Origin of the sequence: Xanthomonas euvesicatoria pv. euvesicatoria, from assembly GCF_020880415.1 — a bacterium.
Classification (GTDB): Bacteria; Pseudomonadota; Gammaproteobacteria; order Xanthomonadales; family Xanthomonadaceae; genus Xanthomonas; species Xanthomonas euvesicatoria.
The window spans coordinates 13,584-30,635 of sequence record NZ_JAJIUJ010000055.1 but is presented as its reverse complement, the minus strand read 5'-3'; the positions used below and the strand labels follow the sequence as shown (position 1 = coordinate 30,635).

Annotated in this window: 14 protein-coding genes and 1 pseudogene; 8 read left to right on the top strand and 7 right to left on the bottom strand. The window is 64.6% G+C overall.

The genetic code is table 11. The features are described from left to right. The 4 genes and pseudogenes from LN450_RS10320 to LN450_RS10310 form a co-directional block, all read right to left on the bottom strand. Positions 1 to 203, bottom strand: a pseudogene (locus LN450_RS10320) (type IV secretion system protein); the annotation flags it as partial. Between the two features lie 47 nt (positions 204 to 250). Continuing rightward, on the bottom strand, positions 251 to 736 hold the full coding sequence (locus tag LN450_RS23260; RefSeq protein ID WP_309136619.1) for a hypothetical protein: 486 nt from the start codon (positions 734 to 736) through the stop codon (positions 251 to 253). Between the two features lie 7 nt (positions 737 to 743). After that, a complete protein-coding gene (locus LN450_RS23255; protein ID WP_011348498.1) occupies positions 744 to 1,013 on the bottom strand; it encodes a hypothetical protein in 270 nt (89 codons plus the stop codon). 571 nt (positions 1,014 to 1,584) lie between these two features. After that, positions 1,585 to 2,841 carry a 6-phosphofructokinase gene (locus tag LN450_RS10310; RefSeq protein WP_011348496.1) on the bottom strand — a complete coding sequence of 419 codons (1,257 nt, stop codon included), beginning with the start codon at positions 2,839 to 2,841 and terminating at the stop codon, positions 1,585 to 1,587. A gap of 159 nt (positions 2,842 to 3,000) precedes the next feature. On the opposite strand from LN450_RS10310, the gene LN450_RS10305 reads away from it, so the two are divergent. From LN450_RS10305 to LN450_RS10290, 4 genes are all read left to right on the top strand, one after another. After that, complete coding sequence (locus LN450_RS10305; RefSeq protein ID WP_003483308.1) at positions 3,001 to 3,564, top strand: adenylate kinase; 564 nt, start codon at positions 3,001 to 3,003, stop codon at positions 3,562 to 3,564. Between the two features lie 352 nt (positions 3,565 to 3,916). Continuing rightward, positions 3,917 to 5,284, top strand: a complete 1,368-nt coding sequence (mpl, locus tag LN450_RS10300; RefSeq protein ID WP_170808618.1) for a UDP-N-acetylmuramate:L-alanyl-gamma-D-glutamyl-meso-diaminopimelate ligase — start codon at positions 3,917 to 3,919, stop codon at positions 5,282 to 5,284. Further along, entirely contained in the window at positions 5,284 to 5,880 is a 597-nt protein-coding gene (locus tag LN450_RS10295; RefSeq protein ID WP_011348494.1) for an LON peptidase substrate-binding domain-containing protein, read from the top strand. The genes mpl and LN450_RS10295 overlap by 1 nt, the downstream gene beginning before the upstream one ends. Positions 5,881 to 6,159: 279 nt before the next feature. Then, positions 6,160 to 7,044, top strand: a complete 885-nt coding sequence (locus LN450_RS10290) for a bestrophin family protein (protein ID WP_011348492.1) — start codon at positions 6,160 to 6,162, stop codon at positions 7,042 to 7,044. Between the two features lie 411 nt (positions 7,045 to 7,455). Here the strand turns inward: LN450_RS10290 and LN450_RS10285 are convergent, their stop codons facing one another. Further along, positions 7,456 to 9,543 (bottom strand): bifunctional DedA family/phosphatase PAP2 family protein, encoded by a 2,088-nt coding sequence (locus tag LN450_RS10285; RefSeq protein WP_011348491.1) that lies wholly within the window; start codon positions 9,541 to 9,543, stop codon positions 7,456 to 7,458. Positions 9,544 to 9,694: 151 nt separating this feature from the next. Here LN450_RS10285 and LN450_RS10280 point away from each other — a divergent pair, with 151 nt between their 5' ends. After that, positions 9,695 to 10,354 carry a serine/threonine-protein kinase gene (locus tag LN450_RS10280; RefSeq protein ID WP_008577881.1) on the top strand — a complete coding sequence of 220 codons (660 nt, stop codon included), beginning with the start codon at positions 9,695 to 9,697 and terminating at the stop codon, positions 10,352 to 10,354. 124 nt (positions 10,355 to 10,478) lie between these two features. Beyond that, positions 10,479 to 11,294 carry an SDR family oxidoreductase gene (locus LN450_RS10275; protein WP_011348489.1) on the top strand — a complete coding sequence of 272 codons (816 nt, stop codon included), beginning with the start codon at positions 10,479 to 10,481 and terminating at the stop codon, positions 11,292 to 11,294. A gap of 140 nt (positions 11,295 to 11,434) precedes the next feature. Here LN450_RS10275 and LN450_RS10270 read toward each other — a convergent pair whose 3' ends face one another. Beyond that, positions 11,435 to 12,307 (bottom strand): ion transporter, encoded by an 873-nt coding sequence (locus tag LN450_RS10270; protein ID WP_011348488.1) that lies wholly within the window; start codon positions 12,305 to 12,307, stop codon positions 11,435 to 11,437. Between the two features lie 72 nt (positions 12,308 to 12,379). Here LN450_RS10270 and LN450_RS10265 point away from each other — a divergent pair, with 72 nt between their 5' ends. Continuing rightward, positions 12,380 to 13,606, top strand: coding sequence for an acetylornithine transaminase (locus tag LN450_RS10265; RefSeq protein WP_008577885.1), 1,227 nt, complete (start codon positions 12,380 to 12,382; stop codon positions 13,604 to 13,606). Positions 13,607 to 13,791: 185 nt separating this feature from the next. On the opposite strand, the gene LN450_RS10260 is transcribed toward LN450_RS10265, so the two are convergent. Beyond that, complete coding sequence (locus tag LN450_RS10260; RefSeq protein ID WP_039418290.1) at positions 13,792 to 14,409, bottom strand: HAD-IA family hydrolase; 618 nt, start codon at positions 14,407 to 14,409, stop codon at positions 13,792 to 13,794. Between the two features lie 285 nt (positions 14,410 to 14,694). On the opposite strand from LN450_RS10260, the gene LN450_RS10255 reads away from it, so the two are divergent. Continuing rightward, positions 14,695 to 16,989 carry a TonB-dependent receptor gene (locus LN450_RS10255; RefSeq protein WP_011348486.1) on the top strand — a complete coding sequence of 765 codons (2,295 nt, stop codon included), beginning with the start codon at positions 14,695 to 14,697 and terminating at the stop codon, positions 16,987 to 16,989. The last annotated feature ends 63 nt before the right edge of the window (positions 16,990 to 17,052 follow it).

Here is a 17,052-nt window from a genome sequence, read left to right as displayed (position 1 = left end):
CCCAGAATCAGCACCCACAGCGTGGTGATCGTCAGCGCGATGGTGCTGACCCAACGCATAGCCCGACCCATCAAGTCGAGGCCGAATTCCTGGATTTCCCGGTTGAAGTAATCGTTGACCAGTTTGAAGAACACGAAGTCGCCGAGATTGGCGTCCGCAAGCGGCTGCAGCCAGCTTGCCGCGCCATTAAAAAAAACGTCCATTGCTGTTTGCCTGTGCGTCGTGATCTGGGCTTTGGTTGGCGGCTAATTCATTTGGACAGCGCAATCTTCAAAGCAGCTGCTTGCACGACCTGTCCCAGCAAATCGCCCTTATTGCCCTCCAATGCGCGCTTGGCCAGCAGGGTCTGGTCATCTTTGAGTCCCGCAATATAGACGTCATAGGCTTTCATCTTGGCTTCCCAATGACTCATTTCCATAGCATTACGTGCCGTGAAACGCTTCACTTCGTTATCGTTAGCTGCCAATGCGCCTTGTTTAGTACCCACTCTGGCGCGCTGGCGCTCAATGGCCTCAAGTTCGGTGTTACGTTGCACCAAGCGCTTGAGCATCATGACTGATTCGTTGTATTGGGAATTTTGCGCCATGACAATGCGGGCGCAGACTTTTAGCTGTTCCTCCGCCATATTCCCAGTCATCGAGGGTGCGACAGACTTGATCTGATCAAGAATGCCTGCGATGCCGCTGGCTTGTGATCCCGGACAGGCGAACTCAAGGCCATAGCCTGCTTCCCGCAAGACGAACTTATCGTCCAGGGGGGGGGCGCAGAAAGTTCAAACCCGTCAAATTGATGAGTTGCTGTTTGTAATGATCCAACTGTTGCTGATACTGCTTGATCGTCTCGGTCCATCGCTTGGCCTGTTCCGCATACTCCGCGATATCCTTTGTCTCTCCCGACGGGTTAACGATGACCACTTGCGCGTTGGCGGAGCCTGCGCACAGTCCAACTGTTAGCAGTAGGCCGGTGGCAAGGCGGGAAATCGGATGGCGGAGGCGGCGGGAGCGTGCAGTCATGGCGAGTCTCGTCGATCTTTTCAGTGCAGATGGATTGTGAAAATAGCGGCAACAGAAATCAGGAATGAAGTCAGGTACGCGTTAGTGGCCTTGGCCAGCTTATAAGTCATGCGCTTGTGGTGAATGAGTGACGCCTTTTCTTGCACACACAGGCGCCCCGCGACAGCGAGTGCCGCCCTGGGGTGTTAGAAGGGGATTGCCTGCTGAAGCCATGATCCTTATGCGCGATGAGGCAGGTTTGGTGCGAACTGTGGCACACAGTTAACCAAATTTCTACCGAGCCAATGGGGCGCCCCCGCCTTCACTCCCGCCAAGTCGCACGCCTGTCTTGGTCTGCCGGGCATCTGTAGGAAAAGTCCTACAGTCAATCGCGGCATTTGCCGGCGCGGCCTATCTCTCGGATACCAATGGGCGGCCGGGGTGGCGGCCGAGGTTGACCGTAGCTTGACCATGGTGCGGAGTGCGGACATTGCAGATCGGCGGCAGTGCACCGGTTCTCGACAGTACACCGGTTCCGCCTGCGCAAGGCTTGCGATAGTGGCAGCTCTGGCTGGAGACGATCGCTTCCTGTTCACCCCTCCCAAGCCGGCAACTTCTTCGCCACCGCGACATTCTTCAAACTCACATACTTCGGCAAGCCATCGCTGCCGTAGGCCAGCGGGGCTTCGCCCTTGATCAACGGGGCGAAATAGCGGCGGGCGCGTTCGGTGATGCCGAAGCCGTCCTTGCGCAGGAAGCTGGGCGGCATCTTCTTTTCGTGATTGGCCACCTTGTGCAGGGGCGCAGGCACGATCTTCCAGCGGTATGGTGCGTCGCTGACGCGTTCGATCACCGGGATCACCGCGTTCATGCCCTTGATCGCGTACTGCACGGCGGCCTTGCCGACTGCTTGCGCCTGTTCCCAGTCCGTCTTCGATGCCAGATGGCGCGCGGAGCGCTGCAGGTAATCGGGTAGCGTCCAGTGCACCTTGTAGCCAAGCTCCTGCTTGACCTGTGCGGCCAGGAACGAGGCCACGCCGCCGAGCTGTGCATGGCCGAACGAGTCGGTCGCGCCGCCGGCATCGGCGACGAACTTGCCGTGTGCGTCCTGGATGCCCTCGCTGGCCACCACCACGCACCAGCCCACCTTGTCCACCACCTGTTTCACCTTGGCCAGGAATGCAGCCTGGTCGTAGGCGCGTTCGGGCAGCAGGATGATCTGCGGGGCGTCGTCCGGGTCTTGCCCGGCCAGGCCTGCCGCTGCGGCCAGCCAGCCGGCATGGCGGCCCATCGCCTCATAGATGAAGACCTTGGTGGAGGTGTCGGCCATGGCGGCGACATCCAGTGCGGCCTCGCGTACCGAGACGGCGGTGTACTTGGCCGCCGAGCCGAAGCCGGGGCAGGTGTCGGTCACTGCCAGATCGTTGTCGATGGTCTTTGGCACGCCGATGCAGTGCAGCGGGTACCCATAGGCCTTTGCGAGCTGCGAGACCTTCCACGCGGTGTCGGCCGAGTCGTTGCCGCCGTTGTAGAGGAACCAGCGGACGTCGTGCGCGCGCAGCACGTCGAGCAGGCGCTCGTACTTGGCGCTGTCTTCTTCCAGCGATTTGAGCTTATAGCGGCACGAGCCGAATGCACCGCCGGGCGTCTGCGCCAGGGCGGCAATGGCGGCGGCGGACTCTTTGGAGGTGTCGATCAACTCCTCGCGCAAGGCGCCCAGGATGCCGTTGCGTGCGGCCAGCACCTTGATCTTGCGTGCGCGCGCTTCGGCGATGACGCCGGCTGCAGTGGCGTTGATGACGGCGGTGACGCCGCCGGATTGGGCATAGAGCAGGTTGCCAGTGGTCATAGGGGGACAGACTCCTCACATGGGGACATGGCGCAGGGGACAGTGCCGGGACATTCCCCGGATGCGGTAAGCTGCACGACCATACGGTCAGCGCCGGCGAAGACGTGAGTCTAACGCCGCCCACCGCAACGCGTTTTTATTCGAAAGTGGAGTCCACTGATGCGATTGGTTCTATTGGGACCGCCCGGTTCGGGCAAGGGCACCCAGGCGACACGTCTCAAAGACACGTTTGATATTCCGCACATTTCCACCGGCGACCTGTTGCGCGCCGAAGTGGCCGCTGGCTCGCCGCTGGGGTTGAAGGCCAAGGAAGTGATGGCACGCGGGGACCTGGTGTCCGACGACATCCTGCTCGGCATGCTGGAGGCGCGCCTCGGCCAGGCCGATGTGGCCAAGGGTTTCATCCTGGACGGCTACCCGCGCAACGTGGCCCAGGCCAATGCGCTGGACGAGCTGCTCGGCAAGATCGGCCAGCCGCTGGATGCCGTGGTGCAGCTGGATGTGGCCAGCGAATTGCTGGTCGAGCGCATCGCCGGTCGTGCCAAGGCCGAAGGCCGCGAAGACGACAACCCCGAATCGGTGCGCAAGCGGCTGCAGGTCTATACCGATTCCACCGCACCGGTCATCGGCTTCTACGAGCAGCGCGGCAAGTTGGCGCGCGTGGACGGCGTGGGTTCGCTGGACGAAGTGCTGGAACGCATCAGCAAGGCGCTCGGCCGCTGAGTCGGCAATGGGCCGGGCGCAAGGCCCGGCCGCAGGCGCGGCGTCTGGTCGCGCCGTGTTCTCGCCGTGATCGCCCGGGCAGTGGTGCCAAAAGAAAAACCCCGGACGTACAAGACGCCCGGGGCAGAATAACGCCAGTAGTAGGCTTGCTCAGAGCCCCAACAGCATGAGCTCCCTGGGGATTTGGCCTCTTGGGGAGTAGGACCAAAGGGATGCTGCGACTGGCGTTCAGCATAGTGAGGGATGTGACCGGGTTCGCACATCGGGAAATTCCCGACAGTACGGTAGGAAATCCCCGACACTTGGGCCTGCGTTGGAATGGAATGTCCGGCAACTGCGGCGATCGGCGACAATGGGCGGCATGAGCAAACTCCACATTCTCGGCATCGCCGGAACTTTCATGGGCGGTGTGGCCGCCCTGGCGCGTGAGCTGGGCTGGCAGGTGGAAGGCAGCGACCAGGCCATTTATCCGCCGATGTCCACACAGCTGGAAACGCTGGGCATTGCGTTGGCGCAGGGCTATGCGCCGTCCAATATTTCGCCGGATGCGACCGACGTGGTTGTCGGTAATGCGCTTTCGCGCGGCAATGCGGCGGTGGAGGCGGTGCTGGATGCCGGCCGCCGGTACACCTCCGGCGCGCAATGGCTGGCCGAGCAGGTATTGCCCGGCCGCGACACGCTGGCCGTGGCCGGCACCCACGGCAAGACCACCACCACCACCATCCTGAGCTACCTGCTGGAGGCGGCCGGGCGCGCGCCCGGGTTTCTGATCGGTGGTGTGGCCGAAGATTTCGGCGTGTCGGCGCGACTGGGCCAGGGGCGCGAATTCGTGGTGGAAGCCGACGAATACGACACCGCGTTTTTCGACAAGCGCAGCAAGTTCGTGCACTACCGGCCGTTGGTGGCGATCCTCAATAACCTGGAATACGACCACGCCGACATCTTCCCGGACGTGGCGGCCATCCAGCGCCAGTTCCACCACCTGGTGCGCACGGTGCCCGCGCGCGGTCGCCTGATCGTCAACGGCGAAGACGCGCACCTGGCCGAGGTGCTGGCGATGGGATGCTGGACGCCGGTGGAGCGGTTCGGGTTCGATGCGTCGCTGGACTGGAGCGCGCGGTTGATCGCGGCCGATGGCAGCGCGTTTACGGTGCTGCACCGTGGCGTGGAAATTGGCCAGGTGCAGTGGCCCCTGGTTGGGCGGCATAACGTCCTGAACGGGTTGGCGGCGCTGGCAGCAGTACAGGCGGTAGGCGTGGATCCGGCGACGGTGATGCCGGCATTGGCACAGTTCCAGAGCGTCAAGCGGCGGCTGGAAGTCATCGGTAGCGCGCGCGCGATCACCGTGTACGACGACTTTGCGCACCATCCCACCGCCATCGCGACGACGTTGCAGGGTCTGCGTGCGAAGGTCGGTGCGGCGCGTGTTGTGGTGGCAATGGAGCCGCGCAGCAATTCGATGCGGCTGGGCGCGCATGCCCAGGCGCTGGCGCCGTCGTTGCACGATGCCGATGCAGTGGTGTTTCTGCATCGGCCGGAACTGGCCTGGGACGCGGCACCGATCATTGCGCAGGTGCGCGGCGAGGCGCGCGTGGTGCAGGACGTGGATGCCTTGCTGCGCGCGCTGGGCGAAATTGCCCGGCCCGGAGACCATGTGGTGTTCATGTCCAACGGTGGCTTCGACGGTGCGCCGCGTCGTTTCCTGGCGCAGTTGTCCTGATGGTGCCGATCCCCGCCACTGCAGACACCAGCGCGTTGCCGCTGTTCCCCTTGCACAGCGTGCTGTTGCCTGGCGCGGCGATGGGCTTGCGCGTGTTTGAACGCCGCTATCTGGATATGGTACGCGAATGCGGCCGTAACGGCACAAGCTTCGGCGTGTGCCTGATCCTGGAAGGCAACGAAGTCGGCGTGCCGGCTACGCCGGCCGCGTTCGGTACCGAAGTACGCATCGAGGATTTCGATGTGGGCGCCGACGGCGTGCTGGTGCTGCGCTTGCGTGGCACGCGGCGTTTCCACGTACAGCGCTCGCGCATTCGCGATAACGGTCTGGTGGTGGGAGATGTCGCCTGGCGCGAACCGGATCCGGACGACGAATTGCGGCCCGAGCACGGCCTGCTGTCCACGGTGCTGGAGCGCATGCTGGAGCAGGTGGGTGGTGAATTTGCATCGGTGGGACCGGGGTTGATGGATCAGGCCGCCTGGGTTGGTTGGCGGTTGGCCGAGCTGCTGCCATTGACCGAGCAGCAGCGGCTCTCGCTGTTGCAGCAGGACGATCCGCATCGGCGGCTGGATCAATTGCTGGCCTGGATGCCTTAAGAGCGGCTGCTTGCGCCCGCCACATGGGTACGGGCTGCGCTCCGAACTTTCATGCGCCACGTGTGCACTGTGTTCCCGCGTGCCGTGCACACCCAACGGATGGCCGCTCGCGACGCCTTCCATCACGCCGGTTGCGTGGGGCAATGGTTTCGATCGGCCCCATCACCGTGCTTGCACCGTGGCAACGGCACACTGCGCACGCTTGAGTGCGCTACCGACCGCATCCATGCACTGGATGCGCGCAATGGCGTCACTCGTTTCTTTTGATGGAGTGTGCCTTTGATTGTCGATGTAAAGCCGCGTGTGGCAGATGTGATCAGCCAGGTCTGGCGGACCCTGGCGGTGTTGTTCGTATGGGATGTGTTGATCACCATCATTTACTACGTGCTGCCGCTCCGTGCGCCGGCGTTGCCGCTGACCATCTTTGGTTCTGCGCTGGCGTTGTTCCTGGGCTTTCGCGCCAATTCCACCTATCAACGCTGGTGGGAGGGGCGGGTGCTGTGGGGCCAGATGATCAATGCCTCGCGTAATCTGGTGCGGGTGAGCGTCAGTATCCTGTCCGCACCGGAAGCCGGCGATCTTGGGCGCACCATTGCGCTGCGCCAGATTGCCTACGTCAACGCGCTGCGCTGCCAACTACGCCGGTTGCCGGTGGCGATGGCATTGTCCCCGCATGTGGATGCCGACGAAGCTGCGGCGGTGGTGGTGCGCACCAACGTGGCAAACGGGTTGCTCGATACCACCGGGCGCAGCGTCGAGCAGGCGCGTCGTGAGGGCTGGATCGACAGCATCCAGCAGGCCAGCGTCGAACGCATTCTGGTGGACATCGCCAACGCGCAAGGCGGCATGGAGCGCCTGAAAAATACGCTGCTGCCGTATCAATATCGCTTTTATCCGAACCTGTTTACGCGGCTGTTCTGCGTGCTGCTGCCAATCGGCTTGGTGGAAACGCTGCAGTACGCCACGCCGGTGGGATCGACAGTGGCCGGCCTGATGTTTCTGGCGGTGCTGAAGATCGGCGATGAACTGGTCGACCCGTTCGCCAACACCATCCACGACCTGCCGCTGGATACCATGTGCCGCACGGTGGAGATCGATGCGCTTCAGGCAATTGGTGAGCAAGCGCCGGAGCCGATGCAGCCAGTGGATGGCGTGTTGTGGTGAGGTCTCGCGCGCCAGGCCAATGCGGCCTTTGCATCGCCGAACTGCACTGATTCGCATCTTGTCGTTCGCCTTGAGAGGCGATTGAACGGTGCAAGCAGTTGTGGAGCAGCCAACGGCGAGTTTTCCGCAGGGCCCTTGCCCGCCCACCATCGCGGGACACGCTGCCAAGCACGTCCTTGTAAGCTCTTACGCGGCATCCATGCCGCCATCGAGCCCCACGGATGGGTTCACGGCGTGTCCCGCAAGCGGCGAGGGCGCCGCGCTCGACGAACTAAGCGTTCACCCTGAAAATTCAGCAGCCTCCAGACGGCGCCAGCACGTCACCATCGAGACAGGGCTCAACAGCTGTTGCTGACACCCCATCTCGACCCAATCGCGCGAGCGCCGGCCAATCGCCTGTTGCCCAATCGATCAACGGCGTTGTTGTGGCGGACCCGATGCAGCAGGATCGGACGCAGCGGTATCCGTCCCCGGCGCGGCGTTGTCTTTGTTCTCGCCACGCACTGCACTGCCCGAGGTGCTGTCGATCAGGATCACCGGCACCTGCGAGCGACGACGCTGTTCCATGCGATGGGGCAGCGGGCCGAGTGCCTCGCGCAACGCGCTCAGTGCAGGATCGACGCCGCGCAGCGGGTACCACAGCCCGATCAGGCTGAAATGGCGGCTGTAGCGCAAGGTCTGGGTACTGCCCACCCACAGCGGTTGTGCATCCGGCTGCAGGCGTGCGGCCGCCGGCCACAGGCGCAGTACATGCACGTGGCCGGGCGCGGCGTGGCGCACCATCAACAGGGCCTCGACCTGGGTATCCAGCGTGGCCGGCAGAATCGGCACTTCGTCCGGGCGGCCGCTGACGTCGAGCAGGTGCAGCGCCTGTTCCCAGCCCGCCTGCGGCTGGACCCGCCAGCCGCGCGCCTGAAGCTGGCGCTGCAACGGGGCGAGCGGGCCGGCCGACTGGACGTCCAGCGGCCAACGCTGATCGTCGTCGAATTCGTTGCGGCGTGCCGGCAGCAGGCGCCATTGGTCTTCCCACCACGCGTTTGCGGGTAACTCCATCACTGCCGGCGGCGGCGGTTCGAACTTGGCCAGCTTGAGGTCGAGGTTGCGCGGCGCAAAATAAATTGCGCAGCTTACGAACACCCCGTAGAAGATCCACGACACCGGCTTGACCCAGAACGCGCGCGTGGCACGGCGACGGTAGGCAATGCCCAGCACCAGCAGCCAGAAGATGCCGAACAACATGCCGCCGACGACGTCGCTGAGCCAGTGCGCACCGAGGTACAAACGCGCAAAACCGATCAGCGAGACGATGGCGCCGCTGACCAGATACGGCCACACGCGGCGGCGGCCAGGCAACTCGCGCGCGATCAACAGCGCGAAAAAGCCGAAGGCGATCGTGGCCATGGTGACCGCAACCGACGGAAAGCCGAAACCGCTGCTGGCCGCAGGCGGGCGCACCACCTGCACGGTGGCGCCAAGCAGCTGCGTGAGCGCCAGGCCGAACGCCAGCGCGATGACCCAATGGGCCACGGCCATCCAGCGACGGCGCCAGGCCAGATAGCCCATCGCGGCGGCAATGGCCGGCAACAGCACCTGCCAGTCGCCCAACGAGGCCAGCGCCACCATCGGGTAGTCGGCCAACGGATTACGCAGCGCCAGCATCAGGTCGTGCACGGCCAGGTCCACGCGCAGCGGCTCGCCATGCGCCAGCACCACCATCAGCAGCACAAACCAGCCCCAGCCGAGCAGCAAGAGCATCAAGGCCATCATGGCCAGCGGCACCGATTCGCGACGGCGTGGGTCGAAGACGCCGACCGACCAATTCCCCAGGACCGGATGCCGGTGCGACCACTCCAGCAGGCGCGCCAGCAAGGCATCCAGGTGACCGGCCGACCAGCGATACGAATACAGCACCACCGCCCAGGCAAGCCCGATCACGGCCGCCAGCAAGGCAACCACCACAAATAGGCGCCCGGCCACTGCGGCCACTGCGTCGTAGGCCGTGCCCAGCACCCAGCCGGGCACCAGGAACAACAACGCCCACGACACGCAGGCCAGGCCGCTGGCGACCAGATACCGTTTGAAGGGCATGCGCGACATACCGGCAATCGCCGGCACGAACGGGCGCACTGCACCCACGTAGCGCGCGATCAGGATGCTTTTGAAGGCATTGCGGCGGAACAGCAGCTCGCCGCGTTCCAGCAGTTGCGGGTAACGCCGGAATGGCCAGTAGGTGTGCAGCTGATGGCCCCAGCGATGGCCGACCCAGAAGCTCAGCGCATCGCCAACGAAGGCGCCCAGGGTGGCGCACACCACCGCGTAGGGGCCGTTGATCTGCCCGAGCCCGATGAGCACGCCAATGGCGAACAGCAACGGCAACGCAGGCACGATGGCGCCCAGCACGATCACCGCATCACAAAATGCGATGCCAAAGATCACCACGCCAGCCAAGGTGGGGTGGTGTCCGATCCACTCCAGCGTGGCGTCGATCCATGAGTTCATACCTGAATTATAGGTGGGCGCGGCGGCGCCTGACCTGCATCGTCCTCACATCGGGGGATCGGCTTCACCTGAGGTTGCGGCCATGCAGCTGCCGCACGCGCGCGCGCCGCAGAGGTGCGCAGCGAGACAGACCTGCCGCCTACAATGGGGGATGACTCACGACCCTGCAGCCAATCTGCCGCTGAAGTCCGATACGTTCGGACGCATTCTGCTGATCCGCGATGGCCAACGCATGTTCGTGCGTCGCGACCTGAGCGTGGCGCCGTGGCTGTTGCGCGGCGTGGCCTGGTGGCTGGCACGCCGCGAAGCGTTGGCCTTGCGCCAGCTGGATGGCGTGCCGCGCACACCGCGGCTGCTGCATTGGGACGGGCGGCACCTGGACCGCAGCTATCTGGACGGCGCTGCGATGTACCAGCGACCGCCGCGCGGCGATCTGGCCTACTTCCGCAGCGCGCGCAGGCTGTTGCAACAGCTGCATCGCCGCGGCGTGGCCCACAACGATCTGGCCAAGGAAGCCAACTGGCTGGTGCAGGAGGACGGCAGCCCGGCGGTGATCGACTTCCAGCTGGCGGTGCGCGGCAACCCGCGCGCGCGCTGGATGCGTCTGCTTGCCCGCGAGGATCTTCGCCACCTGCTTAAACACAAGCGCATGTACTGCCCGGCCGCACTGACCCCGGTGGAACGCCGCGTGCTCAAGCGCACCTCCTGGGTCCGCGAGCTGTGGTTTGCCACCGGCAAACCGGTCTACCGCTTCGTGACCCGCCGCGTGCTGCACTGGGAAGACAACGAAGGGCAGGGGCCCAAGCCCTGAGCGGCTGGGATTGGTTGTTCGGGATTGGGGATTCGCAAGAGCGTATTGCTTGAGCGGTGGGTGGTTGGTGGTAGCAATGAAGGAATAAGCTCTTACGAATCTCCAATCCCGACTCCCTAATCCCATGACGTTATCGGGCAAAACCCTGTTCATCACCGGTGCATCGCGTGGGATTGGCTTGGCGATTGCGTTGCGGGCGGCGCGCGATGGGGCGAATGTGGCGATTGCGGCCAAGTCGGCGGTGGCCAATCCCAAATTGCCTGGCACCATCCATAGCGCGGCCACGGCGGTGACGGCGGCCGGTGGGCAGGCACTGGCGCTCAAGTGCGACATCCGCGACGAAGATCAGGTGCGTGCGGCAGTGGCGGCAACGGTCGATGCGTTCGGCGGGATCGACATCCTGGTCAACAACGCCAGTGCGATCTGGTTGCGCGGTACGTTGGACACGCCGATGAAGCGCTTCGATCTGATGCAGCAGGTCAACGCGCGCGGCAGTTTCCTGTGCGCGCAGGCATGCCTGCCGCATCTGCTGCAGGCGGCCAATCCGCACATCCTCACCTTGGCCCCGCCGCCGTCGTTGAACCCGGCGTGGTGGGGCGCGCACACCGGCTACACGCTGGCCAAGATGGGCATGAGTCTGGTCACCCTGGGGCTGGCCGCGGAATTCGGCCCGCAAGGCGTGGCGATCAATGCGTTGTGGCCGCGTACCGTGATCGCCACTGATGCCATCAACATGCTTGCCGGCGTGGACGCGGCGGCCTGCCGTCGGCCGGAGATCATGGCCGACGCCGCGCATGCGGTGCTGACGCGCGCCGCAGCCGGGTTTTACGGCCGGTTCCTGATCGATGACGAGGTGCTCGCCCAGGCTGGCATCACCGACTTGAGCGGCTATGCAATGGATCCATCGCGCGCGCTGTTGCCAGATCTGTTTCTGGACTGAGAGCGGCTAACCACAGGGTACGCACTTGTCGTGAGCGTGGACGGCACGGCGCAACCGCCGTGTACGCGTGGCACACGCCCTGCCGAGCAACGGCCGCGTCCGCCTGACGGCGGCGCCGTGGCGTTGGCTGCTCCAGCGCCTCAGCCGTTGCCCAGCGCCGGCAGTGGCTCGGCGCATTGCCGGCAATAACGTGCGTCGGCCGCGTGGCCTTCCAGCCCGCAGCGGGCGCAGTTGCGCGCATCGCGTTTGCCGGTATGGCCTCCTTCGCGCAATGAGCTGGCCAGTTCGGCGGTATAGATGCCGGTGGGCACGGCGATGATGCTGTAGCCGATCAGGATCAGGGCCGAGGTGACGAAGCGACCCAGCGTGGTCTGCGGCACCAGATCGCCGAAGCCCACCGTGGCCATGGTGACGATGGCCCAGTACATGCTGGTGGGGATGCTGGTAAAGCCGTGCTGCGGGCCTTCGATGATGTACATCGTGGCGCCGGCGATCACGGTGATGGTGAGCACGGTGAACAGGAACACCAACACCTTGCGACGGCTACGCCACAGCGCATCCAGCAACTGTCCGCTTTCTTCGATGTAGCGGGTGAGCTTGAGAATGCGGAACAGCCGTAGGATGCGCAGCACGCGCACCACCAACAGCGTCTGTGCGCCGGGCACGAAGAACGAGAGATAACTGGGCAGGATCGACAGCAGGTCGATCACGCCCCACACGCTGAGCGCGTAATGCAGCGGGCGCCGCACCACGGCCAGGCGCAGCGCGTATTCGAGGGTGAAGATCACCGTGAACGCCCATTCCAGCGGCACCAGCCAGTCCGCGGCATGCGAATGGATGCGCGGCACGCTGTCGATCATGATCACCACCACGCTCGCCAGGATCGCGACCACCAGCATCAGGTCGAAATTGCGCGAGGGGCGGGTGTCGTGGCGGTAGATGATGTCGAACCACTGCCGGCGCCAGCCATCGTCGGTGGCGGCAGTGAGTTGCGGATCGGAGAAGGGGCGCATGCGCGCATTGTGCCGCAGGCCGGCGAATGCGCGAGAATGCCGCTTCTCCCTCCGCTTCTGCGACCCATCCTCATGAGCACCGCTGCCGATTCGCCCCTGTCCCTCGCGCACTACTACCTGCCGGTGTATCGCCCGCGCCAGGTGGTGCTGGAGCGCGGCCAGGGCAGCCGCGTGTGGGACGATGCGGGCCGCGAGTATCTGGATCTGTCGTCGGGCATCGCGGTGAGCGGGCTCGGCCATAACGATCCCGATCTGGTGGCTGCGCTCACCGAGCAGGCCGGCAAGCTGTGGCACACCAGTAACGTGTTTTTCAGCGCGCCGCCGCTGAAACTGGCCGAAGAACTGGTGAGCGCCTCGCGTTTCGCGCACAAGGTGTTCCTGTGCAATTCCGGCACCGAGGCCAACGAGGCGGCGATCAAGCTGGTGCGCAAGTGGGCCAGCAGCCAGGGCCGTCCGGCCGACAAGCGTGTCATCGTCACCTTCCGCGGCAGTTTTCATGGCCGTACGCTGGCATCGGTCACCGCCACTGCGCAGCCCAAGTATCAGGAAGGCTACGAGCCGCTGCCGGGTGGATTTCGCTATGTGGATTTCAACGATGTCGCGGCGCTGGAAGCGGCGATGGCCGGCGGCGATGTGGCGGCGGTGATGGTCGAGCCGATCCAGGGCGAGGGCGGCGTGATGCCGGCCGCGCCGGGCTTTCTGAGCCGCGTGCGCGCGCTGTGCGACCAGCATGATGCGCTGCTGGTGCTGGACGAAATTCAATGCGGCATGGGCCGCACCGGCACGCTGTTCGCGCATTGGCAGGAGCAGGTGACGCCGGACATCGTGACCCTGGCCAAGGCCTTGGGTGGCGGTTTCCCGATCGGCGCGATGCTGGCCGGGCCCAAGGTCGCCGAAACCATGCAGTTCGGCGCGCACGGCACCACCTTCGGCGGCAACCCGCTGGCCGCGGCAGTGGCGCGCGTGGCGCTGCGCAAGCTGGCCTCGCCGCAGATTGCCGATAACGTGGTGCGGCAATCTGCGGCATTGCGCGCCGGGCTGGAAGCGCTCAATGCCGACTTTGGCCTGTTTGCGCAGATTCGTGGGCGTGGCCTGATGCTGGGCGCGGTACTGGCTCCTGCGCACGCGGGGCAGGCCGGGGCGATCCTCGACCTGGCGGCCACGCATGGCTTGCTGCTGCTGCAGGCCGGCCCGGATGTATTGCGCTTCGTGCCGGCACTCAATCTCACCGATGCCGAACTGGCCGATGGCCTGGCGCGCTTGCGTCTGGCCATTGCCGAGTATGTCGCCCAGGCGTGATGTCGGGCGGTGCTTGCGCGCCCTCTGGCCGGCACCATGTCGGCTGGAAGGGCATTGGAGATGCGTGGTGTGTGGCATGTAGCGCGCTGACGCAGTGCCCGGTCTTTTCATTGCCCGGAGGGGATGGCTGTCTTCCGCCGTACCCTCACCCCCAACCCCTCTCCCGACGGCAGAGGGGCTTGGTTTCATGCAAGTCCGTATCGCTTCAGCACTCGCCGCAGTGCACGCGCATCGCGCACGGTGTCGGCGTGCAGGCCGGCCGCGCGTGCGCCACGCACGTTGACGAACAGGTCGTCGACAAACAACGTGCGTTCGGCGCGTTGCTCAAGTTGCGCAAGCGCGCGCTGATAGACCGGCACATCCGGTTTGCGGCCGCCCAGTGCACCGCTGCACAGCACGCGGCCCCGCAACAACGGAAATAGCGAGGGCACGATCCGCTCGATCGCTTCTGCCATCAGCGGGCCGTTATTGGTGAGCACCGCCACCGCCGTAGTCGTCGACACCGCCAGCACCTGTGTCACCACCGACGGGTCGGCGCGGCAGGCCGCCACGCGCGCATCGATCCAGGTAGTGCGATCGATTGGCTGCCCCAGCCCTTCGCTCAGACGCGCCAGATACGCCTGCGTGTCGATCGCACCCGCATCGTAGGCGCGCTCCAGACCTTGCACGAACAACACCTCATGCACGCGCTGCGGTGAGCATTGCGCGGCTGCGGCAAGCGCGGCCATGCGCCGTGGCCGCGCGTAGTGCGCGAGCACGCCGTCGAAATCCAGCAACAGCAGCGATGGTGGTGCGGGCGACATATCCGTGCTCGTACGGCGGCTGCGCAGCGTTGTCGATTCGGCGCGGCATGGCAAGCGCGCAAGAGCTGCAATGCAGGGCATTCGCGCAGGTAGGTGGCTGCGCTACCTATTCAGAGTTTTGAATTCGGTAGCGACCTACCCGCCTGCGCCGAGCCCACCCGCCGCACCCAGGTTAGGCAGCAATCGCGCTGGTTATGGTCACTGCACGCCGCATCCGCGGTATCAGCCGGTCTCGGGGGAGCGCCCGGTCACTCAGCACGCCACACGTCTCCAGGGGTTGATTGCATGCCAAAGTGCTCGAACACCGATCGATTGGCGGCCTCGGTCGCCGACATCCTCGCCACCACCCGCCCGCGCCGCGCGCTGGCATCAATGACCTTGCTGCTGGCCGGCGCGCAGAGCTTGCCTGCGCTGGCGCAAGACGCACGCACGCTGGATGCGGTCAGCGTGGTGGGCACCGGCTCCACGCGCACCACCGCGTCCATCTCGGCGGACGAGATCCAGGCGCAGGTGCCAGGGGTGGCGCCGCAGCAGCTGTTGGCCAGCCTGCCCGGCGTGAACGTGCAGACCTCCGACCCGTTCGGGCTGTATGAATTCGGTGATTCGATGACCATCCGCGGGTTTTCCGCCAACCAGATCGGCGTGACCTTGGACGGCATTCCGATCGAAACCTTCGACACCCGCGAAGGCGGGCCGATTACGCGCTACGTCTCCAGCGAAAACCTGCTCGATGTGACGGTGTCCGCCGGTTCGGGCGATGTCACCCAGCCTTCCTACCATGCACTGGGCGGTGCGATCCGCTACACCAGCCTGCCACCGAAGGGCGGCGACAGCTGGAGCGGCAATCTCACCCAGACGATTGGTTCGGACGATCTGGTGCGCAGCTTCGTGCGCCTGGATACGCCGAATTGGTGGGAAGGCGGCCCCAGCGCGTATCTGTCCGCCTCGCGCACGCAAGGCGGGGTGTGGGACATGGAGCCGGCCACGCAGAAGAGCGATCACTTCGAAGCCAACATTCGCCAGGCCTGGGACGCTGGCAGCCTGACGCTGGGATGGATCTACAACAACCGCAAGGACTACGACGTGCAGTCGTACAACTCCGACGGTTCGGTGGCGTGGGATCTGCATGAGCGCATCACCGGCAACCCGGAAGTGGATGCCGAGCATTACAGCGAATGGCAGAACGGGCGACGCGACTCGCTGCTCAGCCTGCACGGCGATTTCCTGTTCAACGATGCAATCGGCTTCACCTTTACCGGCTATTACGAGAACAAGCATGGGTATGGCATCGGCGGCACTCCGCCGAGCACGGCAGCAGGCCTGTACAACGATGCCATCGCCGGCACGCCGGGGCGCACCGACATCGCCATCAACGACCCGCAGATCGTCGATGCCACCGGCACTGTCACCCACGTCGGTGCGATGACGCGGCGCGAAGAAATCATGGGGGGCGATCGCTATGGCCTCACCACGGCGGTGTCATGGGAGACCGAGCACAACAAATTCGAAGTCGGTGCGTGGTACGAAAACTACGACTTCGATCAGGTGCGTCCGTTGTACAACCTGGACCCGGCCACCGGCGCATTGCTCAAGGGCGCGCTGCCGATCGTCATCTACTACGACAACCACTTCTCCACCGAAGTGAAGCAGCTCTACATCAAGGACACGCTGCGCCTGCTCGACGACCGCTTGACGATGGAGTTCGGTGCCAAGGGGCTGGATGTCAAACGCGACTACAACGGCATCGCCAATCTGGATGATTTCAATGTCGGCGTGCGCCGCGATGTCACCATCAAGAACAGCGACTGGTTCCAGCCCCAGGTCGGCGCCAGCTTCCAGCTTGCCGAGGGCGTGCAGGTGTTCGCCAACTATGCGGAAAACTTCAGCTCGGCGCCGCGGCTGGCGCTGACCTCGGGTGCGTTCAACCCCGATATCGCACCGGAAGAGTCCACCAACATCGATATCGGCATCCGCGCCGAATCCACGCAGTGGAGCGGCTACATCGCCGCCTACAAGATCGATTACGAGAGCCGCATCATCGCGCTGACCGACCCGGACCCGCTGGTGGTGGCGCCCACCGTCTACGCCAACGTCGGCGACGTGCAGACCTATGGCGCGGAAATCTCCGGCATGTGGAAGCCGGCGCCAGGCTGGCGGCTGGGCGCATCGCTGACCTGGAACAACTCCGAGTTCCAGGACAACTATTTCGGCCCGGTCAGCGGCAACCTGGTGCAGGTGAAAGGCAACGAGGTGCCGGATGCGCCGAAGGTGATGTTCAGCGTCAACGGCGGTTGGGAAGGCACACATTTGTTTGCCAACCTCGATGCCAAATACACCGGCAAGCGCTACGGCGATACGCTCAATACCGATCGGGTAGATGCCACCCTCATCGTCAACGGCAGCGTCGGGTACCAGGGCGAAGACGGCGGGTTTCTTGCCGGTGGCCGGCTGCAGTTGTCGGTCTACAACCTGTTCGACAAGGACGATGCGATCGGGGCGGTATTTCCCAACGAAAGCTCGGGCTCGTATCAGTTGATCGCACCACGGCAGCTGTTCGCCAGCCTGACCTACACATTCTGAAGTGCAGCCGCGGCCGGCAGGGTTGCCGGTCGCGTGCGTTGGTCCACGACATGCAGGGGACGT

What these genes read in the sequence shown, in the direction of transcription:
- LN450_RS10265 (WP_008577885.1), top strand. Translation starts at nt 12,380, where the DNA reads ATGAGCACCGCTGCCGATTCGCCCCTGTCCCTCGCGCACTACTACCTG.
- LN450_RS10260 (WP_039418290.1), bottom strand. Translation starts at nt 14,409, where the DNA reads ATGTCGCCCGCACCACCATCGCTGCTGTTGCTGGATTTCGACGGCGTG.
- LN450_RS10275 (WP_011348489.1), top strand. Translation starts at nt 10,479, where the DNA reads ATGACGTTATCGGGCAAAACCCTGTTCATCACCGGTGCATCGCGTGGG.
- LN450_RS10285 (WP_011348491.1), bottom strand. Translation starts at nt 9,543, where the DNA reads ATGAACTCATGGATCGACGCCACGCTGGAGTGGATCGGACACCACCCC.
- LN450_RS10270 (WP_011348488.1), bottom strand. Translation starts at nt 12,307, where the DNA reads ATGCGCCCCTTCTCCGATCCGCAACTCACTGCCGCCACCGACGATGGC.
- LN450_RS10295 (WP_011348494.1), top strand. Translation starts at nt 5,284, where the DNA reads ATGGTGCCGATCCCCGCCACTGCAGACACCAGCGCGTTGCCGCTGTTC.
- LN450_RS23255 (WP_011348498.1), bottom strand. Translation starts at nt 1,013, where the DNA reads ATGACTGCACGCTCCCGCCGCCTCCGCCATCCGATTTCCCGCCTTGCC.
- LN450_RS10280 (WP_008577881.1), top strand. Translation starts at nt 9,695, where the DNA reads ATGACTCACGACCCTGCAGCCAATCTGCCGCTGAAGTCCGATACGTTC.
- LN450_RS10310 (WP_011348496.1), bottom strand. Translation starts at nt 2,841, where the DNA reads ATGACCACTGGCAACCTGCTCTATGCCCAATCCGGCGGCGTCACCGCC.
- LN450_RS10305 (WP_003483308.1), top strand. Translation starts at nt 3,001, where the DNA reads ATGCGATTGGTTCTATTGGGACCGCCCGGTTCGGGCAAGGGCACCCAG.
- mpl (WP_170808618.1), top strand. Translation starts at nt 3,917, where the DNA reads ATGGGCGGCATGAGCAAACTCCACATTCTCGGCATCGCCGGAACTTTC.
- LN450_RS10255 (WP_011348486.1), top strand. Translation starts at nt 14,695, where the DNA reads ATGCCAAAGTGCTCGAACACCGATCGATTGGCGGCCTCGGTCGCCGAC.